18 protein-coding genes are annotated in these 18,775 nt (G+C 71.9%); 11 read left to right on the forward strand and 7 right to left on the reverse strand.

Features of this window, described 5'->3' with window-relative positions; genetic code table 11:
* The first annotated feature begins 50 nt into the window (after nucleotides 1-50).
* Nucleotides 51-548 carry a GbsR/MarR family transcriptional regulator gene (locus tag ACN6LD_RS02110; protein ID WP_319188098.1) on the forward strand — a complete coding sequence of 166 codons (498 nt, stop codon included), beginning with the start codon at nucleotides 51-53 and terminating at the stop codon, nucleotides 546-548.
* 33 nt (nucleotides 549-581) lie between these two features.
* Here the strand turns inward: ACN6LD_RS02110 and ACN6LD_RS02115 are convergent, their stop codons facing one another.
* Complete coding sequence (locus tag ACN6LD_RS02115) at nucleotides 582-1,427, reverse strand: diacylglycerol kinase family protein (protein WP_445042361.1); 846 nt, start codon at nucleotides 1,425-1,427, stop codon at nucleotides 582-584.
* A 206-nt stretch (nucleotides 1,428-1,633) separates the two neighbouring features.
* On the opposite strand from ACN6LD_RS02115, the gene ACN6LD_RS02120 reads away from it, so the two are divergent.
* The 3 genes from ACN6LD_RS02120 (at nucleotide 1,634) to ACN6LD_RS02130 (ending at nucleotide 5,557) form a co-directional block, all read left to right on the forward strand.
* Complete coding sequence (locus tag ACN6LD_RS02120; protein WP_057577894.1) at nucleotides 1,634-2,917, forward strand: adenylosuccinate synthase; 1,284 nt, start codon at nucleotides 1,634-1,636, stop codon at nucleotides 2,915-2,917.
* A 253-nt stretch (nucleotides 2,918-3,170) separates the two neighbouring features.
* Nucleotides 3,171-5,012 (forward strand): bifunctional metallophosphatase/5'-nucleotidase, encoded by a 1,842-nt coding sequence (locus ACN6LD_RS02125; protein WP_445042362.1) that lies wholly within the window; start codon nucleotides 3,171-3,173, stop codon nucleotides 5,010-5,012.
* Between the two features lie 251 nt (nucleotides 5,013-5,263).
* The gene (locus ACN6LD_RS02130; protein WP_057577892.1) at nucleotides 5,264-5,557 is read left to right on the forward strand and encodes a hypothetical protein; all 294 of its coding nucleotides are present in this window, start codon (nucleotides 5,264-5,266) and stop codon (nucleotides 5,555-5,557) included.
* A 13-nt stretch (nucleotides 5,558-5,570) separates the two neighbouring features.
* Here ACN6LD_RS02130 and ACN6LD_RS02135 read toward each other — a convergent pair whose 3' ends face one another.
* The 4 genes from ACN6LD_RS02135 to ACN6LD_RS02150 all read right to left on the reverse strand — a co-directional run bounded on the left by ACN6LD_RS02135 (nucleotide 5,571) and on the right by ACN6LD_RS02150 (nucleotide 11,012).
* On the reverse strand, nucleotides 5,571-6,221 hold the full coding sequence (locus tag ACN6LD_RS02135; RefSeq protein ID WP_319188091.1) for a hypothetical protein: 651 nt from the start codon (nucleotides 6,219-6,221) through the stop codon (nucleotides 5,571-5,573).
* 59 nt (nucleotides 6,222-6,280) lie between these two features.
* Nucleotides 6,281-8,761 (reverse strand): glycosyltransferase, encoded by a 2,481-nt coding sequence (locus ACN6LD_RS02140; protein ID WP_445042363.1) that lies wholly within the window; start codon nucleotides 8,759-8,761, stop codon nucleotides 6,281-6,283.
* Nucleotides 8,758-9,459 carry a GntR family transcriptional regulator gene (locus tag ACN6LD_RS02145; RefSeq protein WP_319188087.1) on the reverse strand — a complete coding sequence of 234 codons (702 nt, stop codon included), beginning with the start codon at nucleotides 9,457-9,459 and terminating at the stop codon, nucleotides 8,758-8,760. The genes ACN6LD_RS02140 and ACN6LD_RS02145 overlap by 4 nt, the downstream gene beginning before the upstream one ends.
* 197 nt (nucleotides 9,460-9,656) lie before the next feature.
* On the reverse strand, nucleotides 9,657-11,012 hold the full coding sequence (locus ACN6LD_RS02150) for an aspartate aminotransferase family protein (RefSeq protein ID WP_319188086.1): 1,356 nt from the start codon (nucleotides 11,010-11,012) through the stop codon (nucleotides 9,657-9,659).
* Nucleotides 11,013-11,259: 247 nt separating this feature from the next.
* Here ACN6LD_RS02150 and ACN6LD_RS02155 point away from each other — a divergent pair, with 247 nt between their 5' ends.
* The 3 genes from ACN6LD_RS02155 to ACN6LD_RS02165 all read left to right on the forward strand — a co-directional run bounded on the left by ACN6LD_RS02155 (nucleotide 11,260) and on the right by ACN6LD_RS02165 (nucleotide 14,294).
* Complete coding sequence (locus ACN6LD_RS02155; protein WP_319194349.1) at nucleotides 11,260-11,871, forward strand: DJ-1/PfpI family protein; 612 nt, start codon at nucleotides 11,260-11,262, stop codon at nucleotides 11,869-11,871.
* Nucleotides 11,868-12,326 carry a MarR family winged helix-turn-helix transcriptional regulator gene (locus ACN6LD_RS02160; RefSeq protein WP_319194347.1) on the forward strand — a complete coding sequence of 153 codons (459 nt, stop codon included), beginning with the start codon at nucleotides 11,868-11,870 and terminating at the stop codon, nucleotides 12,324-12,326. The genes ACN6LD_RS02155 and ACN6LD_RS02160 overlap by 4 nt, the downstream gene beginning before the upstream one ends.
* Before the next feature lie 93 nt (nucleotides 12,327-12,419).
* Nucleotides 12,420-14,294 (forward strand): protein kinase domain-containing protein, encoded by a 1,875-nt coding sequence (locus ACN6LD_RS02165; RefSeq protein ID WP_445042364.1) that lies wholly within the window; start codon nucleotides 12,420-12,422, stop codon nucleotides 14,292-14,294.
* Between the two features lie 171 nt (nucleotides 14,295-14,465).
* On the opposite strand, the gene ACN6LD_RS02170 is transcribed toward ACN6LD_RS02165, so the two are convergent.
* Complete coding sequence (locus ACN6LD_RS02170; protein ID WP_445042474.1) at nucleotides 14,466-15,203, reverse strand: SLATT domain-containing protein; 738 nt, start codon at nucleotides 15,201-15,203, stop codon at nucleotides 14,466-14,468.
* A gap of 328 nt (nucleotides 15,204-15,531) precedes the next feature.
* On the opposite strand from ACN6LD_RS02170, the gene ACN6LD_RS02175 reads away from it, so the two are divergent.
* The 3 genes from ACN6LD_RS02175 to ACN6LD_RS02185 all read left to right on the forward strand — a co-directional run bounded on the left by ACN6LD_RS02175 (nucleotide 15,532) and on the right by ACN6LD_RS02185 (nucleotide 17,210).
* Nucleotides 15,532-15,876 (forward strand): YbaB/EbfC family nucleoid-associated protein, encoded by a 345-nt coding sequence (locus ACN6LD_RS02175; RefSeq protein ID WP_319170935.1) that lies wholly within the window; start codon nucleotides 15,532-15,534, stop codon nucleotides 15,874-15,876.
* A 79-nt stretch (nucleotides 15,877-15,955) separates the two neighbouring features.
* Complete coding sequence (recR, locus tag ACN6LD_RS02180) at nucleotides 15,956-16,555, forward strand: recombination mediator RecR (RefSeq protein ID WP_057577883.1); 600 nt, start codon at nucleotides 15,956-15,958, stop codon at nucleotides 16,553-16,555.
* Nucleotides 16,548-17,210, forward strand: coding sequence for a DUF5063 domain-containing protein (locus ACN6LD_RS02185; RefSeq protein WP_319194343.1), 663 nt, complete (start codon nucleotides 16,548-16,550; stop codon nucleotides 17,208-17,210). The genes recR and ACN6LD_RS02185 overlap by 8 nt, the downstream gene beginning before the upstream one ends.
* A 77-nt stretch (nucleotides 17,211-17,287) precedes the next feature.
* Here the strand turns inward: ACN6LD_RS02185 and ACN6LD_RS02190 are convergent, their stop codons facing one another.
* Entirely contained in the window at nucleotides 17,288-18,124 is an 837-nt protein-coding gene (locus tag ACN6LD_RS02190; RefSeq protein ID WP_319194341.1) for a PhzF family phenazine biosynthesis protein, read from the reverse strand.
* Nucleotides 18,125-18,276: 152 nt separating this feature from the next.
* Between ACN6LD_RS02190 and ACN6LD_RS02195 the strand changes: the two genes are divergently transcribed.
* Nucleotides 18,277-18,774 (forward strand): SgcJ/EcaC family oxidoreductase, encoded by a 498-nt coding sequence (locus ACN6LD_RS02195; RefSeq protein WP_319194339.1) that lies wholly within the window; start codon nucleotides 18,277-18,279, stop codon nucleotides 18,772-18,774.
* The last annotated feature ends 1 nt before the right edge of the window (nucleotide 18,775 follow it).

Here is an 18,775-nt window from a genome sequence, read left to right on the forward strand (position 1 = left end):
AGAAATTTGTGAAGTTAAGGAAATGCGTGAACCGTCGATAGGATGGGGGCATGACCGAAACAGACGCGGACGGGCGGGACGAGGAGGCCGTGTCCCGGTTCGTCGAGTCCTTCGCCGCGCAACTCGTCGAGGCCGGGATGCAGCGCATGCCCGCCCGGGTCTTCGCCGCGCTCCTCTCGTCCGACGAGGGCGCGATGACCTCCGCCGAACTGGGCGCGCAGCTGAGGATCAGTCCCGCCGCCGTGTCCGGCGCGGTGCGCTACCTGGCCCAGCAGCACATGGTCTCCCGCGAGCGCGAGCCCGGTTCCCGGCGTGAGCGCTACCGCGTGCACAGCAACCAGTGGTACGAGGCGCTGACCAACCGCGAGACCGTGCTCAAGCGGTGGGAGGGGGCCCTGCGCGAAGGCGTGGAGAGCCTCGGCGGCGACACCGCCGCGGGACGCCGGATGTCCGAGACGCTCGCCTTCTTCGAGTTCGTCGACATCGAGATCGCCGCCATGATGGAGCGCTGGAGACTGCACCGCGAACAGGTCTTCGGAGACGGCTAGAGCCCCGGACCTCGGGAGGCCCGAACCTCCCGCTCACTGTGCCGTCGGCAGCATCAGCCCCAGTGCTCCCTCCCGCACGGTCCACGTCCGCCGCCGTACCGGGCCGGCGACCGCGGTGTCCGCCCGGTAGCGGAAGTCGACCCCCGAGACGGTCACCGTCCGGCCGTACGCCTGCAGCGGCGCCGCCTCCGTGCCCACCGACGACGGCCGCACCACCACCTCGGCCGTCCCCGAGGCGCCGGGCGTCACCGACACCGCCTCCACGGGCTGGTCCAGGTCGACCAGGGTCGTCCCGTCCACCTCGACCCGCAGCCGCGCCGGGCCGGCCGGAAGCGGGGCGGCGACCGGCCGGGAGGGCCGGATGGGGACGAGCGTGCGGACCAGCGACTGCAGCCAGGGCCGCGCCGAGGAGTCCGCCGGCAGGGCGCCGCCGGCCGTCGGCGGCGCGGGGATCCGCAGCGCCCCCAGCACCACCCCGTCGCTGTCGTCGACCAGCAGGTCCAGCCGCCGCCCGACGCCGTCCAGGACGGCCCGCGCCGCCGCGACCGGGCTGGTGGGCACCCCCAGGGCGTGCGCGATGCTCAGGGAGGCGCCCACCGGCACCACCGACAGCACGCAATCGGCCAGGGCCCGCTGCCGGTGCAGCAGGGTCACCGCCCGGGTCAGCGCGCGGTCGTCACCGATGACCACCGGCCGCCGCGAGCCACGCCGGGCCAGCACCCGGGCGAATTCCTCGGGGTCCTCCGGCACGCACACCTTCGTACTGGCCGCACCCGCGCTGAGCACGTCTTTCGCGATCCGCACGGACTCCCCGTCCGCGCGCCGGGAGACCGGATCGATGATCACCAGCAGCTGATCGGACGTCGCGAAAGTCGCCACCTCGGTCCTGCCTCGCTTCCTCGGGTAGCATCTTTGTGCAAGAGCCCCTTGCGCTATTGCGCCAGGGGCTTCGTCTATTCCGGGGCATCCGGGTCCGACAACGGGCGACCAACGACGGTCGCGGCGCTCGCGGTGAACGCGGTGGAACGATCCATCGCGTACGCCCCTGACCTTGGACATGCCCCACCCGGAAGGGGTGTACGCGCGTGCCCGCACTTGTGCTGCTCGGTGCTCAGTGGGGTGACGAAGGCAAGGGAAAGGCCACCGACCTGCTCGGTGGCTCGGTGGATTATGTGGTGCGTTACCAGGGTGGCAACAACGCCGGCCACACGGTCGTCGTGGGCGACCAGAAGTACGCACTCCACCTGCTCCCTTCCGGAATCCTGTCTCCCGGCTGTACGCCGGTCATCGGTAACGGTGTCGTCGTCGACCCGTCGGTCCTGCTCTCCGAGCTGAGCGGTCTGAACGAGCGCGGCGTCGACACGTCGAAGCTGCTGATCAGCGGCAACGCGCACATCATCACTCCGTACAACGTGACTGTCGACAAGGTGACCGAACGCTTCCTCGGAAAGCGCAAGATCGGCACCACCGGGCGCGGGATCGGTCCGACTTATGCCGACAAGATCAACCGGGTCGGCATCCGGGTGCAGGACCTGTACGACGAGTCCATCCTGATGCAGAAGGTCGAGGCGGCGCTCGACGCCAAGAACCAGCTGCTGACCAAGCTGTACAACCGTCGCGCGATCGCCGTCGACCAGGTCGTCGAGGAACTGCTCGGCTACGCGGAGAAGCTCGCTCCGTACGTCACCGACACGGTCCTCGTCCTCAACCAGGCGCTGGAGGACGACAAGGTCGTCCTCTTCGAGGGCGGTCAGGGCACCCTCCTCGACATCGACCACGGCACGTACCCCTTCGTCACCTCGTCCAACCCGACCGCCGGCGGCGCCTGCACCGGTGCCGGCGTGGGCCCGACGAAGATCAGCCGGGTCATCGGCATCCTGAAGGCCTACACGACCCGCGTCGGCGCGGGCCCCTTCCCGACCGAGCTCCTCGACGAGGACGGCGAGGCGCTGCGCCGTATCGGCGGCGAACGGGGTGTGACCACCGGTCGCGACCGCCGCTGCGGCTGGTTCGACGCGGTCATCGCCCGCTACGCGACCCGCGTGAACGGCCTGACGGACTTCTTCCTGACCAAGCTCGACGTCCTCACCGGCTGGGAGCAGATCCCGGTCTGCGTGGCGTACGAGATCGACGGCAAGCGGGTCGAGGAACTGCCGTACTCGCAGAGCGACTTCCACCACGCGAAGCCGATCTACGAAACGCTCCCCGGCTGGTCCGAGGACATCACCAAGGCGAAGTCGTTCTCCGACCTGCCGAAGAACGCCCAGGCGTACGTGAAGGCGCTGGAGGAGATGTCCGGCGCCCCGATCTCCGCGATCGGCGTGGGTCCGGGCCGGGACGAGACGATCGAGATCAACTCGTTCATCTAGGGCGTGGAGCCGCCGGCTGAGTGAGAAACCTCGGCTGAGGGTGAGAAACCGTCGGCTGAGGGTGAGAAACCGTCGGCTGAAGTGAGGCGCCGTCGGCCCCGGTGGGGCGCCGTCGGCGGTACGTTCGGCTTGGGCCGGTCTTGGACATCCTTGACCGGCCCATGGCCTGTATGCGGTTACGCCCGTAACTGGCGGAAGCAAGCATCTACGCGGGTAGTTGCCCCTCCTTCCCCACCAGTTCCTGGAGCCCCGAATGCCCCTCAACCCGACGAACGACCCCATGAACCGCCGTGAGTTCGTGCGGAAGTCGGCCGTCACCGGAGCGGCCGTGGCCGTGGCCGGCGCGGTCGGTTCCGGTACCGCCGAGGCCTCCACCGGGCCGCACGGCCATGCCCCGGCGAAGACCCCCCGCACCTGGTCCTTCTCCATCCTCGGCACCACCGACCTGCACAGCCACGTCTTCGACTGGGACTACTACACCGACGCCGCGTACACGGACGGCAAGGGCAACTCGGTCGGCGTCGCCCGGGTCGCCACGCTCGTGAAGCAGCAGCGCGAGGCGAAGGGGGAGGATCGCGTCCTGCTGGTCGACGCCGGCGACATCATCCAGGGCACCTCGCTGGCCTACTACTTCGCGCGCGTCGACCCGATCACCGGGACCCACGGCAGGAAGGGGCCCCAGCACCCCATGGCCGTCGCCATGAACCACATGCGCTACGACGCCGCCGCGCTCGGCAACCACGAGTTCAACTACGGCATCGACGTGCTGCGCAGGTTCGAGAAGCAGTGCCGCTTCCCGCTGCTCGGCGCGAACGCCCTCGACGCGAAGACGCTGCGGCCGGCCTTCGCCCCGTACACGGTGAAGAAGATCCGTGTCCCCGGAGCGCCCGACATCAAGGTCGGCATCCTGGGCCTCACCAACCCCGGCATCGCGCTGTGGGACAAGGACAACGTCAGCGGCCGGATGGTGTTCCCGGGGCTGGTGGAGCAGGCGAAGAAGTACGTGCCGAGGCTGCGCGCGCTGGGCTGCGACGTCGTCTTCCTGACCGACCACTCGGGCCTCGACGGATCCACCTCCTACGGTGACGCGCTCCCGTACGTCGAGAACGCCTCCAACCTCGTCGCCGAGCAGGTTCCCGGCATCGACGCGATCCTGGTCGGCCACACGCACGTCGAGGTGCCGTCGTACACGGTCAAGAACGCGGAGACCGGCGAGGACGTCCTGCTGTCCGAGCCCTACTGCTGGGGCTACCGGCTCAGCGTCTTCGACTTCGAACTCGAACTGCGCCACGGACAGTGGAAGGTGACCGGGAAGACGGCCCGGACCCTCGACCCCAAGGGGGTCGACGAGGATCCCGAGATCAAGAGACTGCTCCGCGCCGACCACGACCTCGTCGTGAAGTACGTCAACACGCCGGTCGGCACCTGCACGGCCGACCTCTCGGCGGCGGAGTCCTGCTGGAAGGACGTCCCCATCATGGACTTCATCCACGAGGTCCAGACGAGCACGGTGGCCGCCGGACTGTCGGCCGCCGACGCCGCCCTGCCCCTGATCTCCGTGGCCGCGCCCTTCAGCCGCACCGCGGACATCCCGGCCGGCGACGTCACCATCCGCGACATCGCCGGCCTCTACATCTACGACAACACCCTGTACGGCAAGAAGCTCACGGGCGCCCAGCTCAGGGACTACCTGGAGTACGCGGCGAAGTACTACCACCAGGTGCCGGCGGGCACGGCGGTCGACACCGCGACCCTCACCAACGCCAACAGCTTCTGGGACTACATGTACGACACGGCTGCGGGCGTCTCGTACGACATCGACATCGCGCAGCCCGAGGGATCCCGGATCAGGAACCTCACCCACAACGGCGCAGCGGTCGCCGACGACCAGGTCTTCGTCGTCGCCGTCAACAACTACCGCGCCAACGGCGGCAGTGGCTACCCGCACATCGCGGGGGCCGACATCGCCTACAGCTCCACCAACGAGATCCGGCAGCTGATGATCGACTACGTGACGGCGAAGGGTGCGTTGAACCCGGCCGACTTCGCCGTCGCCAACTGGAAGCTGACGCAGGCCGGAACGGCGGTCTTCTGACGGGTCCCGCGTCCGGACGGCACGGGGTGAGCGTCGCCCCCGACCTGGACGCGGAGGCGCCCCCCGTCCGCACGATCAGGCCGCCGCACCGGCGGTCACCGAGGTCAGGCGTCCGCCCGCCGGTGTCGGGCGGACGCCCTGTCGCACGTCCTCCTCGCCGCTCTCCCCAGGGGCAGGTGGGGAGAAATGCCGTATACGGGACTACCCTGAGGGTGACATCCGTGTGGGCCGACCAGAAGAAGGTGACTGCGATGCGCGTGATGCTCAAGGCGTGCATGGACACGGAGAAGGCGAACGAGGCCATCCGCAGCGGGACCCTGGGGAAGCTGATCCAGGAGTCGATGGAGCAGATCAAGCCCGAGGCGGCCTACTTCACCACCGACCACGGCAAGCGCACCGCCTACGTGTTCTTCGACATGCAGGACAGCGCTCAGATGCCCGTGCTCAGCGAGCCGTTCTTCCTCAACCTCGGGGCCGAGGTCACCTATACCCCGGTGATGAACGCGGAGGACGTCGAGAGGGGCCTGTCCCAGCTCGGCCGTTGACCGGCCGGCCGGCTCAACTGAAGACGATCATCGACCCCTGCGCCAGACTCCGTGTCGCCGCCGCGTGCAGCCCGAGCCAGACGTGCCGCTCGCGGGCGAAGGGGCTCGGGTCGTACGGCGCCGGAACAGCCGGCTCCTCCAACTCGGTGGGGCCGGCGGGCGGCTGGGGGGCCGTCGGAGGATTGGCCGGATCGATGCCGATGGACGGGGCGACGAACTCCAGTTCCCGGAGCAGCGACTGCGCGGAGCCCAGAGGGCCGCCGCCCGCGAGGAGTTCGTCGTTCGACAGCGGCTGCGGGAAGTCCACGGGGACGTACGCGCCCGCGTGGTCGTAGTGCCAGACCAGGTGGGACTGCTGGGCCGTCCCCTGGAACATCTCCAGCAGCTGCTCGTAGTCGCCGCCCAGCTCGTCCACCGGCGTCACCGGCAGCTGGCACACCTGGAGCAGGTAGACACGGCGCAGGAAGTGCAGGGCGTCGTAGTCGAAGCCCGCGACCGGAGCGACCTCGCCGGACAGGCCCGGCATGTACTGGTACACCGGAACCGGCGGGAGTCCCGCCTCCGCCAGCACCTTGTTGTACTGGGCGAGTTCGTCCGCGAAGGGATTGTCGGGGGTGTGGCACAACACGTCGACGAGCGGCACCAGCCACAGGTCACAGGCCAAAGAGAGCTCCTCACTCAGTACGTTGACCGGTCAGGGAAGACTAGTCGGTGCGGCACGCGTCAGCTCCCCTCGTGCAGATCCCATACCCACACTCCGGCCACCCGCCTCCCCGGCCGGCCGACCAGTTCGTCCACCGTCTCACGCAGCCGGTCCGCGTGCCGCCGAGGGGCCAGCACGAGCGCGCCCGCACGCCAGTACGCGAAGTCCTCGCGGGCCTCGGCGCGGGCCTGGGCGTCGACCACCGGGACCACGCCGGTCAGACGCACGTCGCGCAGCAGACTCGCCGTGAAGCGCAGCGGGACGCCGTAGACGCCGGTACGGTCGCCGTCTCCGGAGGGGCCGTTGAAGTAGCCGCCGGGCATCCGGAAGCCGAGACCGGACGCCGTCTGCCAGTGCAGGGCCTCGGCGTCCTCCGGTTCGGCGAGCGGCACCGGGACCAGCGTCTCGCCGGGCCGGACGTACGCCTTCCAGACGCCGTCCGCGAAGAACGCGGGCGTCTCGGCGCGCGGCTCGGATCTCAGCGGGGCGGGGACGAGGGGGAGCAGCGCGACGCAGACGGCGAGCAGCCCCGCGTACTGCGTGCCGAGCCGGCGGGCTCGGGCCAGCCGCTCGACCGCCAGGGCGAGCAGCGCGCCGAGCGCCGGGGCGCAGACCAGCGCGACCCGGCTCTCGATGACCGACTCGAAGAGCGGGAGGCCGGCCAGCGGGGCCCAGGGGCCGGGCACGGTGACGCCGGTGAGGGGCACGGCGATGTGCGGGCCGAGGGACAGCACCGCCGCGGCCACCGCGGTGCAGGCCAGCGCCTTGACCGCGGGCCGTCGCCAGAGCCGCGCGGTGATCGCGAACGCGAGCAGCACCAGCGGCCAGCCGTAGAAGGCGTTCTGCTCGGTGGGGTTCAGGGACAGCGCGTCGGCGCGGCCGGCGTCGCCCGCGATCAGCGAGCGCCCGGCGAACGAGACGAGCGCGCGCGGGGAGTTGGCGACTCCGGGCGCGGAGCCGTGGTCGATGCCGGTGTAGCTCTGCGGCCCGGAGAACTGCCAGGCCAGCGGATACAGGACGAGGGGCAGGCAGACGGCTGCGGCGATCGCGAGACCGTTCAGCAGCGGGCGGGCCGCAGTGCGGGCCACGTCGGGGCGGACGGCGCCGTAGGCCACGGCGAACAGGAGCATGCCCAGGGCGGCGAGCAGCAGGGACTCCTGGCCCAGGAAGAACTGGTAGGCCGCCATCAGACCGAGGACGACCGCGTCGCGGGTGGTCCGCTGCCCGGTCGTCAGCCGCAGGGCGCGCTCGATGATCGGCGGGATCATGAAGAGCACGACGAAGTTCGGGTGGGCGTTGGCGTGGCTGACCATCGGCGGGGCGAACGCGGCCAGCGCGGCGCCGGTGAAGGCGGCCGCCCGCTGCGTCACGAGCCGCCGCAGGATGAGCCGGTACCAGGCGACGGCGGTCGCGGCCAGGCCGAGCGTCATCACCAGGCTGAGCGTGACCGCGGGCCCGAACAGCAGGGTCACGGGTGTGAGCGGCACCGACAGGCCCGGCATCGTCGTGTTGGCCATCAGGTTCACGCCGCCGGGGAAGCCCTGGAGGTCGGTGAAGAGGGGGTTGCGCAGGTGGGCGACGTTGTCGGCGGTCACCGCGAAGAACCACTCCCACTGGTTCTGGTCCTGGAGGGAGTCGGTGAGCAGGCGGTGCGCCGGGTCGAAGAAGCGGCCGGAGAAGAGGGTGACGGCCAGCGCGAGGAAGAGGACGGCGGCCAGGACGTCCGCGGGTCTCGGCGCGGGGAGGCGCAGCCGGACGAGGTCGCGCAGGAAGCGGAGGTAGTCCGCCGGGCGGACCTTCGAGCCGGGCTGGTGCGACCAGTGCACGGGCACCTCGGCGACCGGCCAGTCCGCCTGCCGGAAGTGGCGCAGCACCTCCACGTCGATGGCCCAGCCGTCGAGGCGGGAGGCGGCGAAGGCGGTGCGGGCCTTGTCGCCGTCGAAGAGCTTGAACCCGCACTGGGTGTCGTACGTCCCGGGCAGCGTCGTCCGGCGTATGAGCAGGTTGCCGGCCGCGCCGAGGAGTTCGCGCATCCGGTGCTGGCGGCTGCCGAGGGTCGCGCCGGGGACGGCCCGCGAGCCGATCGCCGCCGCGTGTCCGTCGGTGAGCGCCTTCTCGAGTCGCGCCAACTCCTCGACGGGGGTGGCGAGGTCGGCGTCCGTGACCAGCACCCGGCGGCCCCGGCTGGCGGCGACGCCGAGGCGCAGGGCGTGGCCCTTGCCCCGGCGGCCCGTGCCGGAACCGGTGACGAGCCGGATGCGCGGGTCGCGGCGGACGGTGACGAGTTCGCGGGTGGCGTCGGTGGAGCCGTCGTCGGCGACCACGATCTCCCAGCTGCGCCAGGGGCTCCCGGGGGCGTCCAGGTGGCGGCTGACCGCGTCCAGGGTGGGGCCGAGCCGTCGCTCCTCGTTGTAGGCGGGGACGACGACGGACAGCGCGACGGCCGGGGCGGCGGGCGGCGCGGTGGGGGCGTGCACGGCAGGGGCGTCCGCCCGGCTCATCCCGCGGCCAGCCGCTCGATGAGGGTGATGGACTCGTCGTTGTACGCCGCGAGCATCCTGCGGGCGGCGGCGGTGTCGCGGTGGTACAGGGCGTCGATGAGTTCGGTGTGGCCGGACCACAGGAAGCCGCGCAGATCGCTCACCCGGCGCAGGTGCTGCACCGTGCACACCCAGGACTGCACGCGCAGCCGGTGCAGGAAGTCGGCGAGGTAGGCGTTGCCGAAGAAGGCGCTCAGCTCGCGCCAGAAGCGCAGGTCGTAGCCGATGAGGACGGTGAGGTCGCCGGCGGCGGCGGCCCGCCTCGCCTCCTCGCCGCGGCGGCGCACGGCGGCGATGGCGGCCGCGGTCCGCGGGTCCTCGAAGTCCCGCTGGTCCTGGCGGCCCCCGTCGAGGGCGATGAACATGCCCTCGATGATCAGGTTGCGCGCCTCGATCATGCCGCGGTAGTCCTCGACGGAGTACTCGTGGACCCGGAAGCCGCGGTGCTGGTCGGCGTCGAGGAGGCCCTGTGCCGAGAGGTCGACGAGGGCCTCGCGGACGGGGGTCGCGGAGACGCCGTACTGCTCGGCGATCTCCTTCACCGTGAACTCCTGCCCGGGCTGCAGCCGTCCCGCCAGCACCTCGTCGCGAAGCGCGTCGGCGATCTGCTGGCGCAGGGTGCTGCGCGTCACGGCGCCGTTGCCGGTGCTGCCGGGCATGGTCGAGGCGTCTCCTCGTCGGGTGCGGAAAAGTGGCGTGCTCGTCGTTATGTACGAGCACGCCACCTTACGCGTTCGACGAAATCAAGCCCCTTCGAGGGAATCCCGCGGACATCCCGCCGGTGTCCCGCCGGAACGCGTCGGGAATCCGTGGGACTCCGGGGAAGCGGGCCCCGGGGCGGGGCGCCGGCCGGGCCCTACTCGGTGAACTCGTCGGCCGCCGAGAGCGCCGTGTCGAGGGCCGCGAGTCCTTCCTTGACCTCCGACTCGGAGACGTTGAGCGGCGGCACGAAATGCGTGCGGTTCATGTTCACGAACGGCCACACTCCGGCCTTCCTGGCCGCCGCGCCGAACGCGGCCATGGCCGCGTTCGCCTCGCCGGTCGCGTTGTACGGCACCAGCGGTTCGCGGGTCTCGCGGTTCTTCACCAGTTCGACCGCCCAGAACATGCCGACCCCGCGCACCTCGCCGACGCTCGGGTGCCGCTCGGCGAGCGTCCGCAGCCCCGGCTCGACGACGGAGGCGCCGAGGCGCTTCGCGTTCTCGACGACGCCCTCCTCGGCCATGACCTCGATCGTCGCGACGGCGGCCGCACAGGCCAGCGGGTGCCCGGAGTACGTCAGACCGCCCGGGTAGGGCCGCTTGCCGAAGGTGTCCGCGACGGCGCCGGAGATCGCCACGCCGCCGAGCGGCACGTATCCGGAGTTCACGCCCTTGGCGAAGGTCATCAGGTCGGGCACGACGCCGGACAGGTCGGCCGCGAACCATTCGCCGGTGCGCCCGAACCCGGCCATGACCTCGTCGAGGATGAAGACGATCCCGTGCCGGTCGCAGATCTCGCGGACGCCCGCGAGGTAGCCGGGCGGCGGGACCATGATGCCGGCGGTGCCGGGGATGGTCTCGAGGATGATCGCGGCGATCGTCGCCGGCCCCTCGAAGGCGATCGTCGTCTCGAGGTGTTCGAGGGCGCGCGCGGTCTCCTGCTCCTCGGTCTCGGCGTAGAAGCGGGAGCGGTACAGGAAGGGCGCCCAGAAGTGCACGACGCCGGCCGTCGCGGTGTCGGAGGCCCAGCGGCGCGGGTCACCGGTGAGGTTCACGGCCTGCTGGGTGCCGCCGTGGTAGGAGCGGTAGGCGGAGAGCACTTTGGCGCGTCCGGTGTGCAGCCGGGCCATGCGCACCGCGTGCTCGACGGCGTCGGCCCCGCCGTTGGTGAAGAAGATCTTGTCCAGGTCGCCCGGGGTCCGCTCGGCGATCAGCCGGGCCGCCTCGGAACGGGCCTCGATCGCGAAGGCGGGCGCGAAGGTGGTCAGGCGTGCGGCCTGCTCCTGTATCGCGGCGACGACCTTCGGGTGCTGGTAGCCGATGTTCGTGTAGACGAGCCCGCTGGTGAGGTCGAGGTAGCGGTTGCCGTCGTAGTCCCAGAAGTACGACCCCTCGGCGCCGGCCACGGCGAGCGGGTCGATGAGCTCCTGGGCGGACCAGGAGTGGAAGACGTGCGCGCGGTCGGCGGCCTTCACGGCGGCGCCGGCCCGGGGGTCGGTCTGAGGGGTCATGTCAGTGAGCGTAAATGTCCGCGATGCGGAAGCGGTATCGGCGTCCTGTTCCGTGGACGGGGCGATTCCGCGACAGGTTGTCGGGCGTGGGGGAGCGGTGGCGGCGAAGGCGGGGGCGGGGGCGGAGGACGGACGTCGGAGGCCGGCGGGGAGCCGGGCCGGAAGGTGTTGACAGCAGACTGTCGAAATGACAGTCTGCTGTCATAAACCTCGAGGACGGTCGAGGTCCGAGGCCTCAGGAGGAGCCATGAGCGGCAAGCCGGTGCATCTCGCCGTGTACGACACGTTCGCCGACTGGGAGACGGGTTTCGCGACGGCCTACCTCGCCCGCGGCGGCCACCGGATCCGCACGGTCGGCGCGTCCGCGGCGACGCCGGTCGTCAGCATCGGCGGCCTGCGGGTCCTGCCCGACCTGGCGCTGGACGACGTACGGCCCGAGGACAGCTCCCTGCTGATCCTCCCGGGCGCCGACCTCTGGGACACCGCCGACGACCTCGCGCCCTTCGCCCGCAAGGCGCGGGAGTTCCTCGCCGCCGGCACCCCCGTCGCCGCGATCTGCGGAGCCACCGCCGGGCTCGCCCGCGAGGGTCTGCTCGACGAGCGCGACCACACGAGCGCGGTCTCCTTCTATCTGGCCGCCACCGGCTACCGCGGCGGCCACCGGTACACCGAGGCGGACGCGGTGACGGACGGCGCGCTGGTCACCGCCGGCCCGACCGAGCCGGTCGCCTTCGCCCGCGAGATCCTGCGCCTCCTCGGCGTGTACGAGGGCGAGGTGCTGGACGCCTGGTACCGGCTGTTCCACGACTCCGACCCGCAGGCGTACGCCGTCCTGGAGAACGCGACGGCCGGCCGGTGAGCGCGGAGCGCCAGGAGCTGCTGAGCCGCAGCGCCCTCGGGGTCTTCCGGCTCAACGGCCAGTTCCTCGCCGTCGCGGAGGGGCTGGCCGGACCGTCCGGGCTCTCCGCCGCCCGGTGGCAGGTGCTCGGCGCGGTCCTCGGCGACCCGCTGCCCGTGTCCGGCATCGCCCGCGCGATGGGCGTCACCCGGCAGAGCGTGCAGCGGATCGCCGACCTGCTGGTCGAGCGCGGGCTCGCCGAGTACCGCCCCAACCCCGCCCACCGGCGCGCCCAGCTGCTCGCCCCCACCGAGGCGGGGCGGGCCGCGGTCGCCCGCATCGGGCCCGGGCACGCGGCCTTCGCCGACCGACTGGCGCAGGCGTTCGGCGAGAAGGAGCTCGCCGAGGCCGTACACGTCCTGGAACGCCTGTCCAAGGTGCTGGACGGACTGGAGCAGCCCGTTACGGAACCGTAGACATCGCGCCGCACAACTCCCCGAACGGCCGGATTATTCTCGGCTGGATTGCACATGTCTCGATCACACATGTGCGGGAAAGGCGGCGCTGCGATGGAGAAGCTGGGCCAGGGAGACCCGCAGCGCATCGGCGGTTACCGGCTGCTCGCGCGGCTGGGCGCGGGCGGCATGGGGCAGGTGTACCTCGCCCGCTCGGACCGCGGGCGGACGGTCGCCGTGAAGCTGGTCCGGCCGGAGCTCGCGGCGCGTGAGGAGTTCCGGGCGCGGTTCCGGCAGGAGGTGCGCAACGCGCAGCGGGTCGGCGGGTTCTGGACCGCGCCCGTCCTCGACGCCGACACCGAGGCCGCCGTTCCCTGGGTCGCCACCGGCTATGTCGCCGGGCCGAGCCTCCAGCAGGTCGTGAGCCACGACCACGGTCCGCTGCCCGAACGGTCGGTGCGCATCCTCGCCGCCGGGCTCGCGCACGCCCTCGCCAACATCCACGCCGCCGGCATCGTCCACCGCGACCTCAAGCCGTCCAACGTGATGGTCACCATCGAGGGGCCGCGCGTCATCGACTTCGGCGTCGCGCGGGCGCTGGAGAGCGTGACCGGCGACAGCCGGCTGACGCAGACCGGCGCGGTGATCGGCTCGCCCGGTTTCATGGCCCCCGAACAGCTCCGGGGTGCACCGGTCACGCCCGCCAGCGACGTCTTCTGCCTCGGCTCGGTCATCACGTACGCCGCCACCGGCACCCTGCCGTTCGGCTCCGCCGACAGCGGCGTGCCCGCCCTGATGTTCCGCATCGCGGAGAACGAGCCCGACCTCGCGGGCGTCCCCGAGGGCATCGCCGACCTGGTCCGCGGCTGTCTGCGCAAGGACCCGGGAGCCCGCCCCTCCCTCGACCGCGTTCTGGAGCTCACCGGCGTCGACGACACCGTCTCCGACGGCCGCTCCCGCGACCCCTGGCTGCCCGGCGCCCTGGTCGCCCAGCTCGGCCGGCACGCCGTGCGGCTGCTGGAGGTGGAGGACCCGGAGGGCACGGACGCCTCGGCGGGCACCGCCCGGTGGAACCCCACCGCTCCCTTCGAGGCCGCCCCACAGCATTCCGGGCCGCGCGGCGACGCGCACGCGCCGGACCACCGGCCCACGCTGGTCGCGGGGCCCGGCGGCGTGCCGCAGCAGACGCATCCGTCCGGCGCGGGCCCCGCGCCGGCCCACCCGGCGTACGGCTTTCCCTCGCAGCATCCGCAGCATCCGCAGCAGGCCGCACCGCCCGCCCCCGGGTACGGCCACCTTCCGGCGCCGGGCGTGCCGGCCCCCTACAACCCGTACGCGGCGGACGCCGGCGGCACCCCGCCGTACTCTCCCTTCGGGACGGACGAACCCACCGGTCCCGAGGACCCGCCGGGCCGCAGCCGCCGCGCCACGGTCCTGCTCGTCCTGGTCGCCCTGGTGGTCGCGGTCGCCGCCGGCGGCTCGGTGTACGCGTTCATGAACGGCGACGGCGACAGCGCCGCGGGCCCGTCGCCCAGCCCCTCCGTCTCCCGCGCGGCGGGCTCCTCCTCGCCGCAGGACAGCCCGTCCTCGTCCGCCTCCGCCTCCGCGTCCCCGTCCGCGTCGCAGGACGGCGAGGTCCCGGCGGCCTACCTCGGTGACTGGACCGCCACGATCAGGAACGAGACCGGCACCAACAAGCGCCGGCTGACCATCTCGCAGGGCGAGGTGGGGGACACGGTGCTCGCCCTCGCCGCGGACGGCGACTCCTACCACTGCGAGTTCAGCGCCGTCCTCGCCGGGCGGCCCGACGGCGACGGCCCGCTGCGGATCGGCCCGTCCAAGGTCACCGCGGGCAAACCCCTCTCCTCCTGCACCCCCGGCGCCGCCTCGGAGGTCGCCCTCCTTCCCGACGGCAGCCTGCAAAGGGTCAACACCGGCACCGGGGAGAAACTGACGTACACCCGCGGCACGGGCGCGTCGAGCGGCTGAGAAGAGACGCGCGGCTGAGAAGGCACGCGCGGCTCAGGAGAGACGTGCGGCTCAGGAGAGACGTGCGGCTGAGAGAAGAAGTGCGGCTGAAGTTCGGCCAGGGACGCGGGGCTGCGAAGCGGCGCCGGGCGGCCCCGGGCGGGGCGGCCGCCTCTCAGGCCGTCGCGGATGTCAGCGGGGCTCCGGCGGGCGCTGGCGGGGCATGTTCGGCCGGGCGTTCGCTCCCGGCGGCGAGGGGAACCTGCCCGGGCCGCCGCCGGCGTCCACCCGTCCGCCGACGGCGACCGCCGTCTGGATGCCCAGCGGCGCGGGACCGGCGCGGAACTCCACCATCCAGTCGGCCGTCTCCGCGCGCACCAGGTCGGTGACGTCGTCCGAGAAGCGGCGCAGCACCGCCAGGCACCGCTCCGCGGCCTCGCTCGCCGTGCCCTCCGCCGGGCCCAGCACCTCCCGGACGCTCTCCGAGGCCCAGTCGAACTGCAGCACCTGCAGCCTGCGCTGCACGGCCTGCGCGGTGGCCACGTCCCGCATCCAGCCCGAGGTCACCCCGAAGAACCGGTCCACCGCCAGGCACGCCACCGCCAGCAGCAGCGCCAGATACCCCCAGGGCGCGACGCCGCCCATCACCCGGGTCAGGTCCAGCAGCGGCAGCGCGGCCCCGCACACCGCCCCGGCGGCCGCCCCGGTGCGCAGGGCCCGTGCGCCCCGCCGCTTCCACACCCGGTCGGCCAGGTACCAGGCGGCGGTCTCCAGCGCCCCCCGCTCCACCCACCGGTACAGCTCCTCCAGCCGCTCGGCGGGCTCGCCCCAGTCCCCCAGGGGGAACGCCCGTCCGGTCAGGTCGCCCGGCCGCAGCCCGGCCGCGCCGCCCTCGCCCCGCCCGTCCTGAGGCGGTCCTTCGGGCTGCATCTCCGGCTGCTGAGCCACCCGCACTCCCTCCCGATCCCGACTGTTCCGACCGATCGACCGATCCGGCCGCTCACGTTGCGTGACGCCCGCGGCGTGCGTGACAGCCGATGCTGATGTGCCGGACCTTTCCTACCTCCCAATGGGTGGCGAAGAGGAAGGTTTCGCCTCTTTTACGCCTGGAAGTGGGCCTTGATCAGGTATAGGACTCGCGCACAACTCACTCGAAAGAGTGCTGGGGCGACACCCGCACAGACCACGTAGGCTCGTGCCGAGCGGCAGGAAACCGTTCGCAGGTGTGCCCGACAGTCGTAGAACACAGGAGCTGATCGTGATTCCCGGTGGTGGCCAGCCCAACATGCAGCAGCTGCTCCAGCAGGCCCAGAAGATGCAGCAGGACCTGGCCCGCGCCCAGGAGGAGCTGGCGAACACGGAGGTCGACGGGCAGGCGGGCGGCGGACTGGTGAAGGCCACGGTGACCGGCTCGGGCGAGCTGCGCGGGCTGAAGATCGACCCGAAGGCGGTCGACCCGGAGGACACCGAGACCCTCGCCGACCTGATCGTCGCGGCCGTCCAGGCGGCCAACGAGAACGCGCAGACCCTGCAGCAGCACAAGCTCGGTCCGCTGGCCCAGGGCCTGGGCGGCGGCAGCGGCATTCCGGGCCTGCCTTTCTAGGGCCGGTCCGCCTTACGCGGACCGGCCTCGGCCGACTACCGTACGTACCGCAAGGAACCTCAGGAAGGACGGCAGTCCGTTGTACGAAGGCGTGGTCCAGGACCTCATCGACGAGCTGGGGCGGCTGCCCGGCGTCGGTCCCAAGAGCGCGCAGCGGATCGCCTTCCACATCCTGCAGGCGGAGCCGACGGACGTACGGCGGCTGGCGCACGCTCTCCTGGAGGTCAAGGCGAAGGTCCGCTTCTGTGCGACCTGCGGCAACGTGGCGCAGGAGGAGCTGTGCGGCATCTGCCGCGACCCGCGCCGCGACCCGAGCTGCATCTGCGTCGTGGAGGAGCCGAAGGACGTCGTCGCGATCGAGCGCACGCGCGAGTTCCGCGGCAAGTACCACGTCCTGGGCGGCGCGATCAGCCCGATCGAGGGGGTCGGTCCCGACGACCTGCGGATAAGGGAACTCCTCGCGCGGCTGGCCGACGGCACGGTCACGGAGCTGATCCTGGCCACCGACCCGAACCTGGAGGGCGAGGCCACCGCCACGTACCTCGCCCGCATGATCAAGCCCATGGGCCTGAAGGTCACCCGCCTGGCCAGCGGCCTCCCGGTGGGTGGCGACCTGGAATACGCGGACGAGGTGACCCTCGGTCGCGCCTTCGAGGGGAGACGACTCCTAGATGTCTGACGCCACGCTGCACGCGACCGGCCCCAACCCGGACGACTTCGCGGTCCAGATCGCGGACCAGGTGGAGAGTTTCCTGGTGGCCGTCACCGAGGTGGCCAAGGGCGACGAACCGGGCTCGGCGGTCCCCTTCCTCCTCCTGGAGGTCTCCCAGCTCCTGCTGGCCGGAGGCCGTCTCGGCGCCCACGAGGACATCGTCCCCGACGAGCGCTACGAGCCCGACCCGGGCTTCGAGCCGGACGCCGACGAGCTCCGCGAGAATCTGGCCCGCCTGCTGGACCCGGTCGACGTCTACTCCGAGGTCTTCGACCCCTACGAGCCCCGCAAGGCCCCCGTGCCGGCCCGGATCTCCGACGACCTCGCCGACGTGATCGCCGACCTGCGTCACGGCATGGTCCACTACCGCGCGGGCCGCGTCACCGAGGCCCTGTGGTGGTGGCAGTTCTCCTACTTCTCCAACTGGGGCTCCACGGCGTCGGCGACGCTGCGCGCCCTGCACTCGGTCCTCGCCCACATCCGCCTGGACCAGCCCCTGGAAGAGCTGGACGGCCTCGACACCGACCAGTCCCCCCTGGGCGACGAGACCCTGGAGTTCGAGGCGGGCCGCGTGATGGCCGAGGAGATCGGCGAACAGCTGGGCGTGCGGCCCCGCGCCTAGGGCCTCTGGCCGGGCCTCTACGGCCCGCGGCTGTGCTGTACGGCCCGCGGCTGCGCCCTACGGGACGGGCGGGTCCGTCAGATGGGCACGGCCGTCCCCGTGACGCCGATCCCGCTGTCCCGTCCGCCGGGCACGAAGACCGTGAGAGTGCTCGGGCGGCCCATGTCGGCGCCCTGATGGATGGTCAGGGTCGCCGGCGGTGAGACGAGTCCGAGCTCCCGCAGACAGCCGCCGAGGGCGGCGGCCGCCGCTCCGGTGGCCGGGTCCTCGACGACCCCGCCGGGCGGGAACGGGTTGCGGGCGTGGAAGACGGTGGGGGACTCCCGCCAGACCAGGTCGACGGTGGTCCAGTCCCGGCGTGCCATGAGGGCGGCCAGGGCGGGCATGTCGTAGTCGAGGTCGGCCAGCCGGCCGCGGTCCGCCGCGGCGATGACCGGATGCCAGGCCCCGGCGTAGGCCACGCGGGGCGGCAGGGCCGGGTCGAGCTCGTCGGCGGACCAGCGCAGTGCCGCCAGCAGTTCCGTCAGATCGTCGTCGGCGAGGGGCTCCGTGCGCGGGGTGACGCTCACCAGGGTCGCCACCGTGGTGCCGTCGTCGGCCAGGGCCGTGGTGACGGGAACCGTCCCGACGCCCGTGTGCAGGACCAGCGAGCCCGTTCCGTGCCGCTCGGCGTGGGCGACCGCCGTGGCGATCGTCGCGTGGCCGCAGAACGGCACTTCGGCGAGCGGACTGAAGTACCGGACGGCCAGAGCGCCGTCGTCGGAGGGCACGGCGAACGCCGTCTCGGAGTAGCCGACTTCGGCCGCCGTCGCCAGCATGGTCTTCTCGTCGATGCCGGTGGCGTCGAGCACCACGCCGGCGGGGTTGCCCCCGGCCGGGTCGGTGCTGAACGCCACATAGCGCAGAACCTCCATGGGGCGACCGTAGCGCTTCGTGGCGAGCGGGCGGGTGCCGTCCGAGAATTGGCAGGTTCTTGAACGTCCCCTGTACGGCGGCTGTACGGGCCCTAACCGGCCGGACGCGAATCTTGAGTCATCCAACAGCACCGAGCCGCACAGGAGTTGCGATGACCCGCACGACCCGCATACGCGTCGCCCTCGTCACCGCCGCCGCCGTCGTCACCGGGGCCACGGTGTCGGTCGGAGTCAGCGCGGCCGGCCCCGAGAAGCCCTCGAAGCCCAGCAAGAAGCAGATCGCCGCCCTGTTCGACGGCTGGAACGCCGCGCTGCAGACCCATGACCCGGACGTCGTGGCCGACCGCTACGCCAAGGACGCGGTCCTGCTGCCCACCCTCTCCAACAAGGTCCGCACCGACCGCGCCGGCATCGTGGACTACATGGAGCACTTCCTCCAGAAGAAGCCCGTCGGCAAGAAGATCGAGACGCACGTCAACGTCCTCGACGGCGACTCCGCCCTCGACAGCGGCGTGTACCAGTTCACGCTCACCGACCCCGCCACCGGCAAGAAGAGCGTCGTCGAAGCCCGCTACACCTACGAGTACGAGAAGCGCGGCGGCAAGTGGCTGATCGTCAACCACCACTCGTCGGCGATGCCCGAGAGCTGAC

The sequence above is a fragment of the Streptomyces sp. SAS_272 genome, assembly GCF_052543235.1.

Coding starts and splice junctions, on each gene's coding strand:
- ACN6LD_RS02110 (WP_319188098.1), top strand. CDS start 51: ATGACCGAAACAGACGCGGACGGGCGGGACGAGGAGGCCGTGTCCCGG.
- ACN6LD_RS02125 (WP_445042362.1), top strand. CDS start 3,171: ATGCCCCTCAACCCGACGAACGACCCCATGAACCGCCGTGAGTTCGTG.
- ACN6LD_RS02130 (WP_057577892.1), top strand. CDS start 5,264: ATGCGCGTGATGCTCAAGGCGTGCATGGACACGGAGAAGGCGAACGAG.
- ACN6LD_RS02140 (WP_445042363.1), bottom strand. CDS start 8,761: ATGAGCCGGGCGGACGCCCCTGCCGTGCACGCCCCCACCGCGCCGCCC.
- ACN6LD_RS02145 (WP_319188087.1), bottom strand. CDS start 9,459: ATGCCCGGCAGCACCGGCAACGGCGCCGTGACGCGCAGCACCCTGCGC.
- ACN6LD_RS02150 (WP_319188086.1), bottom strand. CDS start 11,012: ATGACCCCTCAGACCGACCCCCGGGCCGGCGCCGCCGTGAAGGCCGCC.
- ACN6LD_RS02155 (WP_319194349.1), top strand. CDS start 11,260: ATGAGCGGCAAGCCGGTGCATCTCGCCGTGTACGACACGTTCGCCGAC.
- ACN6LD_RS02165 (WP_445042364.1), top strand. CDS start 12,420: ATGGAGAAGCTGGGCCAGGGAGACCCGCAGCGCATCGGCGGTTACCGG.
- ACN6LD_RS02170 (WP_445042474.1), bottom strand. CDS start 15,203: ATGCAGCCCGAAGGACCGCCTCAGGACGGGCGGGGCGAGGGCGGCGCG.
- ACN6LD_RS02185 (WP_319194343.1), top strand. CDS start 16,548: ATGTCTGACGCCACGCTGCACGCGACCGGCCCCAACCCGGACGACTTC.
- ACN6LD_RS02190 (WP_319194341.1), bottom strand. CDS start 18,124: ATGGAGGTTCTGCGCTATGTGGCGTTCAGCACCGACCCGGCCGGGGGC.
- ACN6LD_RS02195 (WP_319194339.1), top strand. CDS start 18,277: ATGACCCGCACGACCCGCATACGCGTCGCCCTCGTCACCGCCGCCGCC.